Source organism: Mucilaginibacter terrigena (genome assembly GCF_004168255.1).
GTDB classification, from domain to species: Bacteria; Bacteroidota; Bacteroidia; order Sphingobacteriales; family Sphingobacteriaceae; genus Mucilaginibacter; species Mucilaginibacter terrigena.
The window spans coordinates 25288-45228 of the sequence record NZ_SEWG01000008.1; the positions used below are offsets into that span (position 1 = coordinate 25288).

Below are 19941 nucleotides of genomic sequence, written 5' to 3' on the forward strand. Positions count from 1 at the left end.
CAATTTTATTTGAATGAATTGGAGCCGCCAATATAGCTTAATATTAAAAAATGTATTTTTAACCGGATTTTCACCATTACAAATGTTTCAAAGCTTAGGAAAATATATACTCTTATTGCGTTTAAGTTTTAAAAAGCCCGAAAAGTTCAGTGTTTACTGGGGCGAGGTAATGCGCGAGATGGTTTCTGTGGGCATTGGCTCGTTAGGCATTATCAGCATCATATCCTTATTTATCGGCGCCGCAACCACCATACAGGTGGCTTTCCAGTTATCAAGCCCGCTGGTGCCCCGTAGTATTGCAGGCAGTATCTCGCGCGATTCCAACATCCTGGAGTTTAGCCCCACCATATCATCGCTGGTACTGGCCGGGCGTGTAGGCTCAAATTTTGCATCAAACATTGGCACCATGCGCGTAACCGAACAGATCGATGCGCTGGAGATAATGGGTGTTAACGCGCCGGGGTACCTTATATCGCCAAAAATACTGGCATCCATTACCATGATACCGCTGTTGGTTATTATTTCGATATGCCTGGGTATTACCGGCGGTTATATAGCTTGCCTTATTACCGGTACTATTACCCCGGCCGATTACCTGATGGGCGTAAACGATGGTTTTGACGGCCTTACCGTTAGGGTGGCTTTGGTTAAAGCCTTTGTGTTTGGTTTTATTATCGCTTCTATTTGCTCGTACCAGGGTTTTTATACCAAAGGCGGCGCGTTGGAAGTAGGCCAGTCGGCAACCGCCGGCGTGGTTTACAGTTGTGTGTGGATCTTATTTGCTGACCTTATGATCACCAGTTTAATGCTATGATCGAGATTAAAGATATTTATAAAACTTTTGGGGATAACGATGTGCTTAAAGGCATTACTGCTACCTTCCAAACCGGCAAAAACAATTTGATCATAGGTGGCTCAGGCTCGGGCAAAACCACCTTGCTTAAATGCATAGTTGGCCTGCACGAACCTACCAAAGGCCAGGTGTTTTTTGAAGACCAAAACTTTACCGATATGGATTTTACCGAACGCGTGCCCATCCGCACGCAGATTGGTATGCTGTTCCAAAACTCGGCTTTGTTTGATAGCATGACGGTAGAGGAGAATATCATGTTCCCGCTAAACCTGTTCACTAACCAATCTAAATCCGAAAAACAAGAACGTGCAAACTTTTGCCTGGAGCGTGTAAACCTGAAAGATAAGAACAAGCTTTACCCGGCCGAACTATCGGGCGGGATGAAAAAACGTGTGGGAATTGCCCGCGCATTATCCATGCAGCCCAAATTTTTGTTTGTGGATGAGCCCAACTCCGGCCTCGACCCAAAAACTTCCATCCTGATAGACGACCTGATACAGGAGCTTACTACTGAATATGATATGACCACCGTAGTGGTTACCCACGATATGAACTCGGTAATGGGTATAGGCGACCATATCATCTTTCTGCACCAGGGCCAGAAATGGTGGGAAGGGTCGAACAAAGAAATTGCCCATACCGATAATAAAGAACTTAACGACTTTGTATTTGCCAGCAAATTTATGCAGGCGGCGAAGGAGAAACTTTAGGTAGCTGGTAGTAGCAAGTATTTAGTATCAAGTATCAAGACCTAACTTTGCCGTTTTTTTTACCTTTGCATCTAACAAGGAAAACTACTTGACTTGCTACTTGATACTTGACACCCAAAAAGAAATGATTCAACTCCTTAACCCAACCCACTGGAAAGATTACGAGCTGATTGATTGCGGCGACTTTGAAAAACTGGAAAGGTTTGGCAATACCATACTGATACGCCCCGAGCCGCAGGCGGTGTGGAGCAAAGCCTTAAGCCCCGCCGAGTGGCAGCGCCTGCACCATATTAAATTTAAAGGCCGCAGTGCAACCGCCGGCGACTGGGTAAAGAAAGACCAAAAGACCGCCGACCGCTGGCACGTTGAATACAAAAACAACGATGTAGCCATCAAATTCCGTTTAGGGTTAACGTCGTTTAAGCACCTGGGCATTTTCCCCGAGCAGGCTGTAAACTGGGATTATATTTCGGATAATATCAAAAAATTTAAAACGCCGGCACCAAAGGTACTTAACCTGTTTGCCTACACCGGCGGCGCATCGCTTATTGCCCGCGCGGCAGGTGCCGATACTACCCACGTGGATTCGATAAAGCAGGTGGTTACCTGGGCAAACGAGAACCAGGAGTTATCGGGCTTAAAAGATATCCGCTGGATGGTTGAAGATGCCTTGAAGTTTGTAAAACGCGAAGTGAAGCGCGGCAAAACCTATAACGGCATCATACTGGACCCACCAGCCTACGGCAACGGCCCCAACGGCGAAAAATGGAAGCTGGAAGATAACATTAACGAGATGATGAGCGATGTGATGCAGCTGCTTGATCCGGAAGAACACTTCCTGATATTAAACACCTATTCGTTGGGCTTTTCATCCGTAATTATCGAAAACCTGATCAAAAGCGCGTACCCAAAAGTGCAAAACCTGGAGATTGGCGAGCTGTACCTGCAAGCCACTGCAGGCCCAAAATTGCCTTTGGGCGTATTTGGAAAATTTTATAAAAATAAAAGCTAACCAGGTGCAGTAATTTATATTAACAAGCATTATATTTAACCACATATTAAAGCCGGTACACCGGCACACACTCAAATACCCCATCGATCTATGAAATTGAAAAGCGTAGTTTTTTCCGCCCTGTTCGCGGTATGTTCATTAGCACTGTTTTCGGCATGCAGCCAAAGCAGCGGCAGCAAAACGGCCGACAAAAAAGCCGGCGATACCACCGCGAAAGCTAAAGGCGAGGAAGCCGATACCTTAGGCATTGTAAAATCAACTTACCCGCCTATTGATAAAGCCAAATACGACGAACTGCTAAAGTTTAACGCCCATACCGATACCAGCGGCCGCTGGCCCGTTAAAAACCAGCCTTACCCCTTAGGAGGCGCTATTTTACCTTTTAAACGTGTGGTATCTTTTTACGGTAACCTGTACTCTAAAAAAATGGGGATACTGGGCGAGTTGCCGCCAAACGAAATGCTGGCCAAATTAAAAGGCGAAGTAAAGGCATGGGAAAAAGCCGACCCTAAAACGCCGGTACAGCCCGCCTTACACTACATTGCCGTAGTTGCGCAGGGCGATGGTGGTAAGGATGGTAAATACCGTTACCGTATGCCGTTTAAACAAATTGACAGCGTACTGGCATTGGCCAAAAAAGCGCACGCCATAGTTTTCCTTGATGTGCAGGTAGCGTTAAGCAACATACAGGCCGAACTGCCTTTGTTTGAAAAATACCTTAAAATGCCGCAGGTACATTTTGGCATGGACCCTGAATTTTCGATGAAAGACGGAAGCAAGCCGGGCAAAAAAATAGGCACTTACGATGCTGCCGATATTAACTATGTTACCGGTTACCTGGCCAACATTGTTAAGAAGAACGGCCTGCCGCCAAAAATTTTAGTGGTTCACCGCTTTACTAAAAAAATGGTGACCAACTACAAAAACATTAAGCTGCGCCCCGAGGTGCAGGTAGTAATGGATATGGATGGCTGGGGCGAACCAGATCTTAAAACCGGCACTTACCGTTACTTTATTAACCAGGAGCCGGTTCAATTCACAGGCTTTAAATTGTTTTACAAGAACGATATCAAGAAAGCGCCTCACCATATGTTAACCCCATCAGAGGTTTTATCAAGATATAGCCCTTATCCTATTTACATACAGTATCAATAATAAGCCTGAAGTCGAAAGTCTTTAGCCATAAGCCTTAAGTTGAAAACCTCAGCTTAAGGCTTTTTATTGAAACTAAATCGCATTTTTGACTTCGGACTAACGACTTAGAACTTAAGACTTCAAACTATGACCAAATGGGGTATCATCGGCTGCGGGCGCATCGCACACCGGTTTATGCAGGGTTTAAACGCCTTGCCGGATAACGTGCTTGCGGCCTCGTATTCGCGCAGGGCCGAAACGGTCGATGCTTTTGTCGCGCAATACGGCGGCGAGGCCAGCAGCAGCGCGGACGAGCTCTTAGCAGGCGATATCGACGCGGTTTACATTGCCACCCTGCCTGATACCCATGCCGACTACACCATTAAAGCCCTTAATGCCGGCAAGCATGTTTTATGCGAAAAACCCGCGACATTAAACCTGCCGCAATTAGAGGAAGTTTTAACAGTTGCCAAAGCAAGCAACTGTTTATTTATGGAAGGAATGAAGCCGCCGTTTTATCCCCTTTATCAAAAATTAAAGGAGTATCTGAAGCAAGACCCCATTGGCCCGGTGGGTTATGTAAGGGCGGGCTCGTCGGTGGCGGATATTAGCAGGGACCATCCAAATTTTAGTCATGCGCTGGCAGGCGGCGCGCTGATGCAAATTGGTATTTACGAAGCTTTTTTAGCGATAGACTGGCTTGGCGAAACCGAAGAAGTACAGGCCATGGGCCGCTTCAGCGGGATGGAGATAGATATGTTCAGCATTTTCCAAACCCGGCACCGGGGCGGCTACGCGCAGCTCTACGGCGGGTTCGATCTGCATGGCAAAGGCGATGCGCTCATCTGCGGCACCATAGGCCATATCACCATCCACAAAAACTGGTGGAACCCGGCAAAAGCTACCATTAACTATTTGGATGGACGCGTAGTTGAAATAGATGAGCCTTTTACCGCAGGCGGGTTGAACTACGAGATTGCGCACTTTGTAGAGTTAATGAAAGCCGGTAAAACAGAAAGCCCGATTATTACGCATGAAATGTCGCGCCAAATGATAAAAATGATTGATGATGCAAGGGCTATTGTGGGGTTAAAATATATTGGGGAATAGGTGTATATTATTCCTGAATGTCATTTCGAGCGAGCGGAGAGGGGAAGAGCGGGGAGCGACGAGAAATCTTATACGCCATGCTGTCAACTTATCGCTTGTATAAGAGTTCTCGTCGCCCGCTTCACACAGGCCTGCCCTTCTGCTCGCTCGAAATGACAGCGCGTTGAGTATATCAAAAAAGCCCCGCTTGTAAGAGCGGGGCTTTTAAATATCTTATCGGAATATTAATGGATCCCCATAAATAACCTGCTCCAGCGGATCTTGCTGAAGAACGATGCGTTATCGTCCCAGCTCATCCATACAAACAGGGCCTTGCCTACTATATGGTCTTCGGGTACAAAGCCCCAGTAGCGCGAGTCGGCGCTATCGTGGCGGTTATCACCCATCATCCAGTAATAATTCATTTTAAAGGTATAGCTGGTGGCTTCTTTATCGTTGATATAAACCTTACCGTTCTCAATTTTAAGCTTATTGCCTTCGTAAACCTCAATAGCACGGCCATAAACAGGCATGGTTAAGCTATCCAGCTTTACCGTCCAGCCTTTTTTGGGGATGATGATAGGGCCGTAGTTGTCTACGTTCCAGTCAAAATCCTTGTTCTTAGGGTCCAGCTTATATTTTGGATATGCCGCCGGGAACACCGGGTTAAACGGATCGGCTATGCCGGCCGGTTTATAGTTAGGTGTAATGGATTTTATATTAGAGTATGTTTTAAGTTTGGCAGCGGCATCCCTGGTCATGGTTGGCGATGGTACGTTTTCATAGTTAGATACCTTCAAGTCTGCCAGTACCTGTGGGTTTATATCCATCCCATCGGTGGTTATGGTATAATCGGTTTGCGCGCCCGGCGGGTTTGGGGCGGCTTTGCTGTTTACGTACACCTGGGCGTTTATTAGCCTTAAAGTATCGCCCGGCGCACCCTGGCATCGCTTAATGTAATTCTCGCGTTTATCAACCGGCCTGTAAAACGGCGAATCGGCTTCCATTGGATAGTTAAACACCACTACATCGCCTTTTTTTACATCGCTTAAGCCCGGTAAGCGGTAGTATGGCAGCTTAACACCATCCCAATAAGCCTTTGTACCTATCAGCGGCATGGTATGGTGCGCAAAAGGGAAGGCAATAGGCGTAATTGGGGTACGCGCGCCGTAATTTACCTTGCTAACAAATAAAAAATCGCCCACCAAAAGCGACCGCTCCATTGATGGGGTTGGTATGGTATACGCTTCTATAAAAAGCGTGCGGATAAGCGTTGCGGCAATTACAGCGAAAAGAATAGCATCAAGCCACTCGCGCCCGGCGCTTTTTTTCCTTTTGTTCTTATCCTTCGTTTTATTTTTATTCCAGAATTTCCAGTTCATTACTTAAATATTGGTTAGCAAATTAGCTATTAAAATCAAACATATCTTCAACAGAGTAAAAACCTTTTTTATCTGCTATCCACTCGGCGGCCAGCACGGCGCCCAATGCAAACCCGTTACGGTTATGGGCGGTGTGCTTAAACTCAATGGTGTCTATTTCAGAATCGTAAATAACGGTGTGCGTGCCCGGCACATTCTCGATGCGTAACGATTCGATAAGCAATTCATCAGCAGCAATGGTGTCATCATCTGCCTTATCATCGCTTATTACCACATTCTTCCAATCCTTTTTGGCATCCAGGTTATCCAATATGCCTTCGGCAATAGTGATGGCCGTTCCGCTCGGCGAATCGAGTTTTTGCGTGTGATGGATCTCCTCTACCTGCACATCGTAATACGGATAGTTGTTCATCAGTTTGGCCAGTATTTTATTTACATGAAAAAACACATTAACACCCACGCTAAAATTAGTAGCGTATATAAACGCTGCTTTATGGTATTCGCACTGCTCTTTTATCTGTTCTATTTCGTGGTGCCAGCCGGTTGTGCCAACCACAATGGGCACACCTGCCTTAAAGCAGCTTTCGATATTACCTAAAACGGTTGAAGGGGTACTAAACTCAATAGCTACATCGGCCTTTTGCAGGTTTTGGGTGGTAAGCTCATCAAGGTTGTTGTAATCAATCTTTAATACAATTTCGTGTTTACGGTCGTGGGCTATCTTTTCAATTATCTTACCCATTTTTCCGTAACCTAACAATGCAATTTTCATCGGCGATCTAATTAGCTGTATGCTTTTGTATTTAAAGCGTAAAGGTAAATTTTATACCCGGAATAAATGCACTGTTAAAATTTGCCGCGTACACAGGCTGTGATATTAAAGTAGGGGTTACTTTCATTGATAAATTATCGTCAACCGTGTACGAACTGATGAACTTTGCATCGATATAAGCATCAATAGCCTGCACGCCCCACACAGCCAGTATGCTTAGTATACTTATCTGAAAGTTACGCTGGTAGCCGCTGGCCGCGTTTTCCAGATCGGGGTTTGATGCGCCGTAGTTCACTACATAAAGGTCGTATTCTTTTTTATATTTTATATAGGAGGCGTATGTGGGCTCGTTTGGTTGGGGGATGCCCCCGGTGCGGGTAATTTTTGCCAGGGCTAAAAATACCTTATACTCTTTTAAATTAACAATAACCGCGTTACCCAAAAGGCCAAGGCCTACATAAATAAGCGGCACTTTCCATAGCCTGTGGTTATACACCTGCCCCCATCCGGGCACAAAAAGCGATCGCTTTACAGCTAGGCTTGGTATATGGGTACTATCGGGGTGGTATATTTTTTCCTTTTTTACTTTAGGCGCAAACGAGGTGCGTTTAGCCGTATCTAGTTTTTTAGCAACTGTATCAGTTTTGGCTTTGGCAGCCACCGTATCGGGAGTTTGGCCCATAGCATAAAAGGCAAAACTTAAAAATATTACAGTAGTTAAAAGTTGCTTCAGCATAGTTTACCAATCCAGCATTTCGAGTATACGGCCCAGATCGTCTTCGGATAAGAACGGAATTTCTATTGATCCATTGCCCTGGCTGCTAACTTTAAGCTTTACCCTGGTGCTAAACTTCGAAGCAAGGTCATCCTCTACCTTTTGAAGCTGGTACGATAGTGTTTCGGGCTGTTTCCCTTCCTTTTTTACAGGCGCTTTTTGTATCTCCCTAACCATCTCCTCTACCTTGCGTACCGATAGTTCGTTTTTGATGATCTGCTGATGGATGTAAAGCTGGGCGGCAGGGTCCTCAACCGCTAATAAGGCTTTTGCGTGCCCCATAGTTATACCACCATCCCTTAAGGATGCCTGTATGGTTGGCGGTAATTTTAACAGCCTGAGGTAATTGGTAACGGTAGACCGGTTTTTGCTTACGCGATCGCCAAGCTCTTCCTGCTTAAGGCTGCATTCGTCTATCATCCGCTGAAAGCTCAGGGCAACCTCAATGGCATTCAGGTTTTCGCGCTGTATGTTCTCTATAAGCGCCATTTCCAGCATTTGCTGGTCGTTGGCGGTACGTACGTAAGCGGGGATCTGAGTTAGGCCCGCCATTTTTGATGCCCGCAGCCTGCGCTCGCCGGATATCAGCTGGTAAGCATGCGGACTAACACGCCTAACGGTAATAGGCTGTATTAAACCCTGCAGCTTTATAGATGCCGACAGGTCGGCAAGGGCCTGCTCATCAAACTCCGTACGGGGCTGAAACGGGTTAACCTCTATCTCGTTTATCTTTATCTCGTTAACCGATCCCAGGCTATCCAGTTCGGCTAACTGGCTGTTTGGGTTAGCGTAGGTATGTTTATTAGCGTTTACGCTCGGGGAATCGTTTAGCAGGGCGCTTAACCCTTTTCCCAAAGCGTTTCTTTTTTCTGTACTCATGTTGTTAAGCGGTTACTGTGGTTGCCAGTTCCTCGTTGCTAACCAGCCCGTTCTTGCGAATGATCTCGCGGGCAAGGTTTAAATAGTTTACAGCACCTTTACAGTTTGCATCGTGCATAATTACCGATATACCAAAACTTGGCGCCTCGCTTAGGCGGGTGTTACGCTGTATAATGGTATCAAAAACCATATCTTCAAAGTGGGTGCGCACCTCGTCAACCACCTGGTTTGACAGGCGCAGGCGCACATCGTACATGGTCAGTAAAATACCTTCTATCTGCAGTTGCGTATTCAGGCGCGATTGTACAATTTTTATGGTATTTAACAGCTTACCTAACCCTTCGAGCGCAAAGTACTCGCACTGTACCGGGATAATAACCGAATCGGCAGCGGTAAGGGCGTTTATTGTAATTAAGCCCAGCGAAGGCGAGCAATCTATGATGATAAAATCGTACTCATCGCGGATGCTTTCTAACACCGCTTTCATTTTAAACTCGCGGTTAGGCAGGTTTATCATTTCTATCTCGGCACCAACCAGGTCTATATGTGCGGGCAGCAGGTCAAGGTTTGGCGTTTCGGTCTTCTGTATGGCATCGTGCGGGTTAATATCATTAATGATACACTCATAAATGCTGTTTTTGATATTGCGCGGATCAAACCCTATACCCGATGTTGAGTTAGCCTGCGGGTCTGCATCAACCAGTAAGGTCCTGTATTCCAGCACGGCTAAGCTCGCGGCAAGGTTTATTGATGATGTGGTTTTTCCAACGCCACCTTTTTGATTGGCTAAAGCAATAATTTTACTCATTCTGTATCTCAAAAAAAATTATATCTGCGGTTTATTACAACGAAAAACAGGAATAGAAATTTCTATGTTTGTATTGTTTTTTTATCCGCCGCTAAAGATACGGATTTAAACAATTGAGAAATTAACAGTTTTGCCGACTTACAAACATTGTGGGTGGTAATTAGTGAATTATTGATTTAGTGATTTAGTGAATTTTTTTGCTTACCGTTAGGCAATTAACCTTTATCTACCATTAAAGCCGATCACTAATTCGCCAATTCACTAATTCACTAAATAAAATGGTCACCATTATAGCATCTACCAACCGCCCCAATAGCTCAACCATAAAACTTGCCGCTTATTATCAAAAACAGCTGGCTGCAAAAGGCCTGGAAACCAATTTGCTATCGTTAACGCAGCTACCGCCAAACCTGATGGAAACCGACCTGTATGGCAAGCGCAGCGAAGCCTTTACAAAAATACAGAACCTGGTAACCGCTACCGATAAATTCCTGTTTATTATACCCGAGTACAATGGCAGCTACCCCGGCGTGTTAAAAGTTTTTGTTGATGCCTGCAGCTTCCCCGAGAGTTTTTATGATAAGAAAGCAGCACTGGTGGGCCTGTCATCAGGTAAGTATGGCAACATCCGCGGTATCGATCATTTTACCGGCGTGTGCCATTACATCAACCTGCACGTTATGCCGTTAAAGATCCACATCGCATCTATCCGCAACGAGATGGATGCACAGGGCAACCTTATTGCCGAAGACACCCTGCGCTTTACCAACGAACAGATGGATAAGTTTATTAATTTTTAACTATCGCATAAATTGCGCGGCATTTCTCGCCGGGTTTATCTATATTCATGCCGCCAATTATCACAAATGAAATTTTACTATTTACTGCTGTCAGCAGCCCTCCTGTTCCCTGCCGTATGCTTTTCGCAGGGCAATTTTAAACCCGGTTACGTTATTACCTTAAAAGGCGACACCCTTAAAGGATTTATCAGCGAGCACGAATGGGATAGCAACCCGCGCTTTGTATCATTTAAAGCCAAAGGCATTGATGAAGCTAAAAAATTTACTGTTGCCGATATCGGCCAGTTTACTATTGATAGCGCCTTAACATACAAACGCTTTATATGCCATATAAGCCTGGGCACTACCGACGAAAACCACCTGGCACCTAAGGATACCACCACCAAACTTGATACGGTATTTTTAGAGGTTTTACAATCGGGTAAAAACCTTTCGCTTTTTTCTTATTCAGACAATATTAAAACACGCTTTTTTGTGAGCGAAAAAAATGATGCCGCACCACATGAATTGCTCTACAGGGTATATGTGTGGTCAAATACATCGGCAGCAAATGATGTGCGCAATAAAACCGATAACGTATTTATACAGCAGCTTGGCTCGCTGGCTTTAAAGTATGGCAAACTTACCGACAAGCTGCAAAAAACCTTAGACCATTTAGAATACCGCGAACACAGCATTGTTAAAGTAGTATCAGCCATAAACGACATTGATAAACCGGCACTCGTAAAAAAGAAAAAAAACTATGCTAAGCTGGTTTTGGCGTCCGCGCTTTTTGTGGTTATAGCCGGCCTTGTTATCAGTAAAATGTAACCTCCTTATCCAATTATATCATCATGAGATCAATTTTTTTATTAGGAATAGCATTCCTGTTATCCTTATCTGTATCTGCCCAAAGCAACTACAAGCCCGCCCTTTTAATAAGCACCACCGGCGATACTACCCGCGGCGTTATCAATTACAGGGGATGGGAAGCCAACCCCGAATATATTGAGTTTAAAAGTACACTTGCCGATGAGGGGGCGAAAAAAATAAAACCCGCAGATATAGCCGCTTTTGAAGTAATCGGGCTTGCTGCTTATAAAAGTTATACAGGCCCAATTTCGATAGATAATACCAGCGATAACCTTTCCAGTAGCCGTGATACATCGTTCAAAATTGATGTGGTGTTTTTAAAGGTATTGCAAAAGGGTAAAAACATAACGCTTTATAGTTACCAGGACATTATTAAAACAAGGTATTTCATAGGGGCCGGGCATCAATTGCCAACAGAGCTTATTTATCGCTTACATTATGCCAATGGCCAGCAAAGCAATACAATTGCCGAAAGCACCTATAAAAAACAATTGAGCATAGTTGCGAGCAACTTAAACCTGTTAAATGATAAACTGAACATGACTATCCAGAGAAGCGAATATAGCTACCAGGATATTTTGGGCGTGGTAAGTAAAATTAATGAGAGGCTATCGGCAAAAGAGGATAACGTTATAGATGCCAATTACTTTTATGTAGGTGCCGGCGCTAATATATCGTCATTTACTACGGGCGGCGAATACAAAAAGGCAGGCGGAAAACCTTATAATTCAATTATGCCGGCTTTTGTTGCAGGCTTAAATGTTTACGCCAACCCAAATGCTCAAAACGTAGCCTTTAGGGTTGAATTTGGAATTGGTGCAAACAAATACGAATCTAATTACAAGAACCAGGTATCGCCTTACAATGATGTTGTTTTCCATTTCACCCAACTATCATTTAGTATAACGCCACAGGTGGTATATAATTTTTATAACAAGCCCGATCTGAAATTTTATGCGGCCATTGGTGGCCAGATATCGATCAACACGTATTTAAATAAGGCCTTCAGAAACAAAGATGGCTCGGAGTTCAGACAATTCGCCGGCCCAACTTTTAACTTTTACAAAGCATCGTTCAACCCTATTATTATTAAAACAGGCTTTACTATCAACAAAAAAATAGATGTTTTTGCGATGTATACGCCTCCTAACAATATTAATGTCGACCCATATTTCGTAATATCTTACAGTACATTACAGGCGGGAGTAGCATATTTATTTAAATAAACGTTACCGTACAAGCAGCACCCAGCCCGAACGTAACGGCGTATCGTTCTTAAGATCTATAGTGTAATAATACGTACCTGCAGGCAGGGGTTTGCCGTTCAGCTTTCCGTTCCATGGGGTGCTGTAACCTTTGCTTTGGAACACCTGCTTGCCACCCCTCGTAAAAATACTGATAACGGCCTGCGGGTAGGTTTCTAACGCCTCGATATTCCACAGGTCGTTCGTTCCATCGTTATTGGGCGTAAAGGTGCTTGGGATAGTTATCTTCTGGAATACCCGCACAAATACCTCGTCGGTAAAAATACCGCAATTGTTGGCCGAGGTTACCGTAAGCAGGTAGTGCACATCAAACGGTGGGTTGGCAACAGGGTTTGCGGTGTTTGGGTCGTCAAGATAAAGGGGTGGCGACCACGAGTACGACAGTACGTTATCCGCGCTTGCGTTGCCCCCAAGTTTTACCGACTGCCCCTCAAATATTTTTTTATCGGTACCTGCATCAGCAACCGGTACATCAAGCACATCTACCTGCACCTGCGCGCTTCCCTGGCACCCGGTAGCCATGTTGGTTACAGTTAATGTATAGGTGGTAGAAACAGCGGGGCCTGCCAGGGGGTTGGCCGCATGCGCATCTGATAACCCTGCCGCAGGTAACCAATTGTATGTAAAAGCAGATGCGCCCCCATTGGTTATGGTTGCCGTTAGCTGTGTAGCGCTGCCTTTACAAACAGGCGGTACGGGGTCAATAGCAACAACAGGTTTTATGTTGATGGTAACATCCACATCCTGCGGTGTTGAACAACCCCCTGCAGATATTACCTCTACGTGGTACCTGCCCGCGTTGGCAGCGCTAACATTTGGTATTACCAGCGGGTTTTGTGAAGTTTCGGGCAGGTTTGGCCCCGTCCACCTGTAGCTGGCCCCGCCTGCCGCGGTTAAGATAAGCGTTTCGCCCTCGCAAAAGGCTTTAGGGGGTATAGCCGCCGGCACGGGATATGCGTTAACGTTAATAGTTGTGGTATTTGAGTTAACCCGGCAAGCTACAGAGGTGATATTTGCGCCGGCTGCAACCCCTAACCTATACTGGTAAATGCCAACCGGTTTACTTGCCGGGAACGGCAGGACAAGCGTGGTGCTTTCTTCGCCCGGTAAATCTGCCCAGCCTGTGCCGTCATTTAAATTTTGCTGCCATTGATATTTATAATCAGGGTTGTTATCTAACTGCGATTTAATGGTATATGTTTTTGAGGTGCCTACACACAGGTTACCCGCTGTGGTGGTTATCTGGCCTGCATCATCTGCAATGCCCGCCTGCACAACCGGCCCAAAAGCCCTAAAGGCTATATCATCCAATATCAGGTCGTTGCCGGTACCACCCGGTGCATTATTGATGATCTTGACAACAACGGCGTCTACATCTGCCGGGAGTATGAATATCTTAGCCACTTTTTGCCAGTCATCCGCACCTGCCGTTTCATAAATGGGGCCGGTATCGTAGCTGTCGATCAGGGCGCCATTCAGCCTTTCTATTCTAAAGGTAAGATTTGGTTTTTCGTGGCTGCCTGCATATGCAGGTACAACCAGGTTTTTAACGTACGCCGAAAACTCGTAAGTGGTACCACCGCATAATAAGGGAGGGGTTTGCTGATTGTAAAACTCGCCGGGGGATGCTGAAGCATTAACTATCATCATATAACCATCGTTACCGGTATGGTCTTTTAATACAGAGTGCCAGGTATCCGGGTGGCAGCCGCTCTCGGTTTTAGCAAGCGCGTAATAGCCATCGTTGGGGCACGAGCCACCTACTCGCGGGTAACTGGTATTCGGATAATGCGGGTTATCGCCACTGCCAAAATCTTCCTGTACAACCGGGTCACCTAAACTGCCTGCAGTTCCCTGGGCCGAAAGCTTATAGCAGCACAACAGAAAAAGAACGGTTACTAAACTAAATTTAAATTGCATACAGGCTGTTATACACAGTGGGCCTCAAAAATATATTTTTTTGCTAAGTATAAGCGTGTTTAGTACAATTAGGTTAAACAAACCTATTGCAGCAGGCGCATATTTAGCGCAACAGCATAACCCATCCGGCCTGTTTAGGCAGGTTGTTTTTAAGGTCGATTACGTAATAATATACGCCGGGGGGCAAAGCCTTGCCCTGGTAAACACCATTCCATTGCCTGGCATCGCCCTGTGTCCTGAAAACCTCGTGCCCCTCGCGCGTGTAAATTGATAGTACGCTTTCGGGGTAGGTTATTAGTTTACCAATACGCCAGGTATCGTTAAACCCGTCTGCATTGGGGCTAAATGATGATGGTATAACAAGTTTTTTAAACACCCTCACATTCACCTCATCGCTCACTATGCCGCAATTATCGGGCGACTCGACATGCAGCGTATAGGTCATATTATCCGGCGGGTTAATTTTCGGCGTTAACGATGTAGGGTCGTCCATATACTCTGTCGGCGTCCAGTAATGGGTCGCGTTAGTTCCAATTGCCGAACCCTGCAGCTTTATGGGCTCGCCCTCTTTCATCGTCCTGTCGGGCCCCGCGTTTGCTACGGGTAGTTTTAAAACCTTTACAACAATTGTTCTTTCTTTGGTACAGCCTTCGTTACTTATTACAACGTTATACGATATGTTATCGGTAGGGCTGGCTATGGGGTTGGGTATATCATCATGATCCAACCCTGTAGACGGGGTCCATTTATAGGTAAGGCCGCCGTGTACCCCTAACTGTACCGAAGTCCCCTCGCAAATTACGGGTGAGGCATCGTCTATGGTTACAGTCAATGGTTCGCCTACCACAACCCGTGTTTGCGTGGTATGCGGGCAGCCATCCTTGGTTATGATAACGGTATATATGCCTTCGTCGGTTTTAGCAGCGCTGGTAGTAACGTTCAAAAAATGGTCTTCGGATGTGCGCCCGTCCGGATAGGTCCAATGGAAATCAGTACCGCCGTCGGCATGTATGGATAATACTTCGCCCTCGCAAACAGAGGTTATTTCGGGTAATTCAAAATCCGGGTTTTTAACCACATTGATGGTTATGGGCAGCGAGAACGTCTGGCAGTTTAATGATGCCCCTGGCGCGCTTAAAATCCCTACACGATACTGGTACTTGCCAACGGCGGGGGTTTTAAATTCTGTTAGCAGGTTAAGATCTTTACTTTTTGCGCCCGCGATGTTTGTCCAACCTGCGTTGTTGATGTTGGATTGCCACTGGTACTGCGGCGTAGCAATATTATGTACAAACGACTTTAAAACATAGGTTTGCGGGCCGGCATCTAAACACTGGGTTTGTGTTATTGCCGCAGGGCCGGCCACAGCACCAATACCAATATCTATTACCGGGCCGTAGGCTTTAACGCTAATATCGTCCATGGCAAAATCGTTACCAACGGTACCGGTTAAGGCATTATTACTTATCTCAAATATAACTTTCGAGCCATCGCTTGGTGCAGTGAAATCTACATAATATTGTTTAAAACTATCATTTGGATTAAGCGGGCCTGTTTCGTGAGTCCCTAAAATTGCACCAGAGGATGATTTAACGGTAAACCTTACATTAGCATCAATATAACCATCGGGCCGCGGCATACCTATATTAATATTGCTTAGGTATGCGGCAAACTGGTATTTTGCTCCGCCGCAAAATTCGCCCCCATCTATGGTTCGCGTGTAATATATTACAGGCTTGCTATCGCCGTTTACCATCATTAAATAGCCAAAAGGGTTGGTACCGCTGTGGTCGAAATTGATGGTTTTAAAGCTATCGCCGTAGCAATTGGCCGAACTATTCAATATCAAATATGCCCCCGGATTGGGGCACCTGCCGCCATCACCGCCGGCACTCATAGTGCTATAATCAGGGTTAAGCGGGGGGCCAACAGGGGTATAATTTGTGCCAAAACCAAAATCTTCGTATAGTACCGGGTCGCCCAGGCTGTTTTGGGCCATCGCTTTTGCACAAAGCAATAACATGAATGCCGGTAAAAGAAGTTTTAGTTTATTGGTTAGCATTGATAGCGCTGGTGTACAGACTTATCTCAAAAATATATTTTTTTGGCAGATAATAGCTTTAAATCTTTGTAATAAGGCTTTTACATAGATAAACCACAAACAAAAGCCCCGGCCAAAGGTTATTTCAACAGCAAATCACACGCATGAAAATTCATATACTTTATATAGCCGGCATTACCTTGTTGGCGGCAAGCTGCAAACAAAAAAAATAGATGCATCCAAAGCCGCCGATATTAACACGCCGGTAAAGCAGGATGTTAAACTGCCCGCGCCTTACGAAACCAAATCTGTAAGTAATTACAGCAAGGTGATAGGCTGGCCTGCCGGTAAAACGCCCGTTGCCCCTGCAGGTTTTACAGTAAACTTATTTGCCGATACCCTGCGCAATCCCCGCAATATTTATGTGGCCCCAAACGGGGATATTTTTGTATCGGAAGCCAACACCGAGATGAAGGGTATTAAAAAGATTGGCGCTAAAATTATAGGTGCGGCGGCATCGCAAAACCTGGGTAAAAGCGCCAACCGCGTAACTTTGCTGCGCGATACCAATGGCGATGGCATCCCAGACTTGCGCGAAACTTTTTTAAGCAATTTGAACCAACCCTACGGGATGCTGATACTGGGTAACTCGTTCTATGTAGCCAATACCGACGGCCTTTGGAAATACGATTATAAAGCAGGACAAACCAAAATTACAACGCCGGGCAAAATGATATTATCGCTGCCTGCCGGGGGATATAATAACCACTGGACACGCAACCTGCGCGCGAATGCCGCGGGTACTAAAATATATGTTTCGGTAGGCTCGGGTACAAATATAGCCGAGCATGGCATGGAAGTTGAAAAACGCCGTGCCGATGTACTGGAAATTAACCCCGATGGCAGCGGCGAACGCGTTTATGCCAGCGGCCTGCGCAACCCTGCGGGGATAGATTTTCAGCCCGGTACAGGGGTATTATACGCGGTAGTGAATGAGCGCGATAAGCTTGGCGACGACCTGGTGCCCGATTACCTTACCAGTGTAAAGCAAGGTGGCTTCTATGGCTGGCCCTGGGCTTATTTTGGCCAGCACGAAGACCCGCGACTGGAAGTAAAGCGCCCCGATATGGTCAAAAAAACCATCACGCCCGATCTGTCATTAGGCCCGCACACCGCATCGTTAGGGCTGGTGTTTTATACAGGTAAAAAGTTTCCGGCAAAATATAATAACGGCGCTTTTATTGGTCAGCATGGGTCATGGAACAGGTCGGAGTTGTCAGGATATAAAGTTGGGTTTGTGCCCTTTATCAATAATAAACCCGCGCCACAGATGGAAGACTTTTTAACCGGCTTTGTAGCCAACCTGGAGAAAAGGGAAGTTTACGGCCGGCCGGTTGGCGTTGCCGTGGCTAAAGACGGCTCGCTGCTTGTTGCCGACGATACCAGTAACCGCATATGGCGGGTAAGCGCGAAATAACCTTACGTAATATTTTAGACAAGGATAGCCCGACACAGTGTAAAGGGCTATTTTTGTTAGCTTCGTGCCCAAGCATATGATAAAACATTACTTAAGCGTATTTATTTTCCTAATATTTTGCGGGTCTGCCGCGGCGCAAACCAAACCTGCTGCCAAACCCGATACCTTGCGTCAGTTAAGACCGGTTACGGTTAAAGCATACCTTTCGGAACAGCCGGTGCTGAGCGTACCTGCATCCGTTAGCGTTTTGGGCGCGGCCCAGCTAAAGTTACAACCCGATAATTCTTTTGTTTCCGCATTGAATACCCTACCAGGTGTACGCGCGGAAGAGCGCTCGCCGGGCAGTTACCGCTTGTCCATCCGTGGCAGCTTGTTACGGTCGCCGTTTGGGGTAAGGGATGTGAAGGTTTATTTTGATGAGATCCCGCTTACAGATGCAGGCGGCAATACCTACCTGAACGCGGTCGATATCAGTAATATCAGGCACATCGAAGTGCTGAAAGGGCCGGATGGAAGCCTGTTCGGCGCTAATTCGGGCGGTGTGGTTTTGCTTAGCCCGGTTAACCGTACGTATAGTAATTTTTTATCTGCCGGGATCAATGGCGGCTCGTATGGTTTGTTCCACCAGAAAATTTCGCTGCAAAATACAAGTTCCAAAAACCGGTTCAACTTAAACCAATCCTACCAAACGTACGACGGCTACCGCCAAAACAGCCGAATGCACCGCACCTATTTACAGGCCGGCGATGCTTACCAATACGGAAAGCAAAGCGAGTTACGCGCCATCGTGTTATACTCCGACCTGGATTATCAAACGCCCGGCGGTTTAAACCTGGCGCAAATGCAGGCCGACCCGCGCAGCGCACGATTGTCAACGGCTACCTTGCCGGGAGCTATCCAGCAAAAGATCCGCATCAATACCAAATTGCTTTTAGGCGGGCTGGTGAACGATGCCCAACTGTCCGACCGCATCCGCAACGTATTGGCCGTGTTTGGCAACCATGTTGATTTTGCCAACCCTTTTATCACCAATTACGAGCAGCGCAGCGAGAACACTTACGGCATGCGCACCTATTTTGAGCTGGCCGCTATCCCGAAGGAAAACTTCGACTGGAAACTGAACCTGGGCATGGAATGGCAGCAAACCAATTCGCAAATAAGTAATTATGATAACAACGCCGGCGAAAAAGGCGATGTACAAAAGATAGACAAGATAAATACCGGGCAGCACTTCTTCTTCGCACGTTATGCCGCGGACATTTTTAAACGCCTGCATGTAGAAGCTGCGGCGAGTTTGAACTACTACGGCTACAAGTTCCGTAACCTGGAGCCATTGAACGAAGCTAATTTTACAAACCGAAGCTTTGATGCCGTGGTGATGCCGAGGCTGGCGTTATCCTACCAGGTCACCAATGATTTTATTTGGCGGGCATCGGTTAGTCGCGGGTACTCTACCCCTACCACTGCCGAGGTGAGGCCGACCGACAATATCATCAACACCGGCCTGCAGGCCCAATTAGGCTGGAATTATGAAACAGGCTTCCGCCTGCGCAACCACGACGAAAGCCTGCTGCTGGATGCATCAGTATTTTATTATAAGTTGGATAAGTCTATCGTACGCAGGCTAAACCCGGACGAGACAGAGTATTACATCAACTCGGGCGGCACCAATCAGCCCGGTTTTGAGCTGGCCCTTACCGACTGGCTTATCAAACGGAATAACATTAGCTTTATCCGGGGGTTACAATTCAATACCTCGCTAACGGTAAGCCGCTTTAAATTCAGGGATTATAATGTAGCGGGGGCAAATTATTCGGACAACCGTTTAACGGGTGTTCCGCGCGAAGTGGTGGTAACATCATTACAAACCCTGTTCCCGCAAAACTTAGCGCTGTTTGTGCAGCATAACTACACCTCCAGCATCCCGCTTAACGATGCCAATACCGTTTATGCAGGCAAATACCACCTGCTGCAGGCCAAAGCATCATGGCAGCACAACATCAGCCGCAAAACCCGCATCGAACTTTATGCAGGGGCGGATAACCTGCTCAATCAAAAATACAGCCTGGGTAATGATCTGAACGCCGTGGGTAATAGGTATTATAACCCCGCCCCTTTGAGGAATTACTTTTTTGGGGTGGGTGTGAGTTTGTAAAAATAAGTTGTCATTGC

17 protein-coding genes are annotated in these 19941 nt (G+C 46.1%); 10 read left to right on the forward strand and 7 right to left on the reverse strand.

The annotated features are described in order from the left end of the window. Window positions 1-82: 82 nt before the first annotated feature. The 5 genes from EWM62_RS17015 (at window position 83) to EWM62_RS17035 (ending at window position 4819) form a co-directional block, all read left to right on the forward strand. Complete coding sequence (locus EWM62_RS17015) at window positions 83-814, forward strand: MlaE family ABC transporter permease (protein ID WP_129877882.1); 732 nt, start codon at window positions 83-85, stop codon at window positions 812-814. After that, on the forward strand, window positions 811-1563 hold the full coding sequence (locus EWM62_RS17020) for an ABC transporter ATP-binding protein (protein ID WP_129877883.1): 753 nt from the start codon (window positions 811-813) through the stop codon (window positions 1561-1563). The genes EWM62_RS17015 and EWM62_RS17020 overlap by 4 nt, the downstream gene beginning before the upstream one ends. A 124-nt stretch (window positions 1564-1687) precedes the next feature. Further along, on the forward strand, window positions 1688-2575 hold the full coding sequence (locus tag EWM62_RS17025; protein WP_129877884.1) for a class I SAM-dependent methyltransferase: 888 nt from the start codon (window positions 1688-1690) through the stop codon (window positions 2573-2575). A 90-nt stretch (window positions 2576-2665) separates the two neighbouring features. Next, window positions 2666-3730, forward strand: a complete 1065-nt coding sequence (locus tag EWM62_RS17030; protein ID WP_129877885.1) for a hypothetical protein — start codon at window positions 2666-2668, stop codon at window positions 3728-3730. Window positions 3731-3856: 126 nt separating this feature from the next. Further along, window positions 3857-4819 (forward strand): Gfo/Idh/MocA family protein, encoded by a 963-nt coding sequence (locus tag EWM62_RS17035; RefSeq protein ID WP_129877886.1) that lies wholly within the window; start codon window positions 3857-3859, stop codon window positions 4817-4819. 224 nt (window positions 4820-5043) lie between these two features. Here EWM62_RS17035 and lepB read toward each other — a convergent pair whose 3' ends face one another. From lepB to EWM62_RS17060, 5 genes are read right to left on the reverse strand one after another with little or no spacing between them, the layout of a single operon-like run. After that, window positions 5044-6180, reverse strand: coding sequence for a signal peptidase I (gene lepB, locus EWM62_RS17040; protein WP_129877887.1), 1137 nt, complete (start codon window positions 6178-6180; stop codon window positions 5044-5046). Between the two features lie 22 nt (window positions 6181-6202). Beyond that, window positions 6203-6952 carry a 4-hydroxy-tetrahydrodipicolinate reductase gene (dapB, locus tag EWM62_RS17045; RefSeq protein ID WP_129877888.1) on the reverse strand — a complete coding sequence of 250 codons (750 nt, stop codon included), beginning with the start codon at window positions 6950-6952 and terminating at the stop codon, window positions 6203-6205. Window positions 6953-6983: 31 nt separating this feature from the next. Next, window positions 6984-7688, reverse strand: coding sequence for a DUF5683 domain-containing protein (locus EWM62_RS17050; protein ID WP_129877889.1), 705 nt, complete (start codon window positions 7686-7688; stop codon window positions 6984-6986). A 3-nt stretch (window positions 7689-7691) separates the two neighbouring features. Next, entirely contained in the window at window positions 7692-8606 is a 915-nt protein-coding gene (locus tag EWM62_RS17055; protein WP_129877890.1) for a ParB/RepB/Spo0J family partition protein, read from the reverse strand. A gap of 4 nt (window positions 8607-8610) precedes the next feature. After that, a complete protein-coding gene (locus EWM62_RS17060) occupies window positions 8611-9414 on the reverse strand; it encodes a ParA family protein (protein WP_129877891.1) in 804 nt (267 codons plus the stop codon). Window positions 9415-9692: 278 nt separating this feature from the next. On the opposite strand from EWM62_RS17060, the gene EWM62_RS17065 reads away from it, so the two are divergent. The 3 genes from EWM62_RS17065 to EWM62_RS17075 all read left to right on the forward strand — a co-directional run bounded on the left by EWM62_RS17065 (window position 9693) and on the right by EWM62_RS17075 (window position 12292). Beyond that, window positions 9693-10214 (forward strand): NADPH-dependent FMN reductase, encoded by a 522-nt coding sequence (locus EWM62_RS17065; protein ID WP_129877892.1) that lies wholly within the window; start codon window positions 9693-9695, stop codon window positions 10212-10214. A gap of 66 nt (window positions 10215-10280) precedes the next feature. Beyond that, the gene (locus EWM62_RS17070; protein ID WP_129877893.1) at window positions 10281-11024 is read left to right on the forward strand and encodes a hypothetical protein; all 744 of its coding nucleotides are present in this window, start codon (window positions 10281-10283) and stop codon (window positions 11022-11024) included. Between the two features lie 23 nt (window positions 11025-11047). Beyond that, entirely contained in the window at window positions 11048-12292 is a 1245-nt protein-coding gene (locus EWM62_RS17075) for a porin family protein (RefSeq protein ID WP_129877894.1), read from the forward strand. A gap of 3 nt (window positions 12293-12295) precedes the next feature. On the opposite strand, the gene EWM62_RS17080 is transcribed toward EWM62_RS17075, so the two are convergent. After that, window positions 12296-14251: a T9SS type B sorting domain-containing protein gene (locus EWM62_RS17080; protein ID WP_129877895.1), complete on the reverse strand. Its 1956-nt coding sequence runs from the start codon at window positions 14249-14251 to the stop codon at window positions 12296-12298. 103 nt (window positions 14252-14354) lie between these two features. Next, the gene (locus EWM62_RS17085; RefSeq protein ID WP_129877896.1) at window positions 14355-16313 is read right to left on the reverse strand and encodes a gliding motility-associated C-terminal domain-containing protein; all 1959 of its coding nucleotides are present in this window, start codon (window positions 16311-16313) and stop codon (window positions 14355-14357) included. A 307-nt stretch (window positions 16314-16620) separates the two neighbouring features. On the opposite strand from EWM62_RS17085, the gene EWM62_RS17090 reads away from it, so the two are divergent. Both EWM62_RS17090 and EWM62_RS17095 read left to right on the forward strand, forming a co-directional pair. Further along, window positions 16621-17769: a PQQ-dependent sugar dehydrogenase gene (locus EWM62_RS17090; RefSeq protein ID WP_238989384.1), complete on the forward strand. Its 1149-nt coding sequence runs from the start codon at window positions 16621-16623 to the stop codon at window positions 17767-17769. Window positions 17770-17845: 76 nt separating this feature from the next. Continuing rightward, on the forward strand, window positions 17846-19924 hold the full coding sequence (locus tag EWM62_RS17095) for a TonB-dependent receptor (protein ID WP_129877898.1): 2079 nt from the start codon (window positions 17846-17848) through the stop codon (window positions 19922-19924). The last annotated feature ends 17 nt before the right edge of the window (window positions 19925-19941 follow it).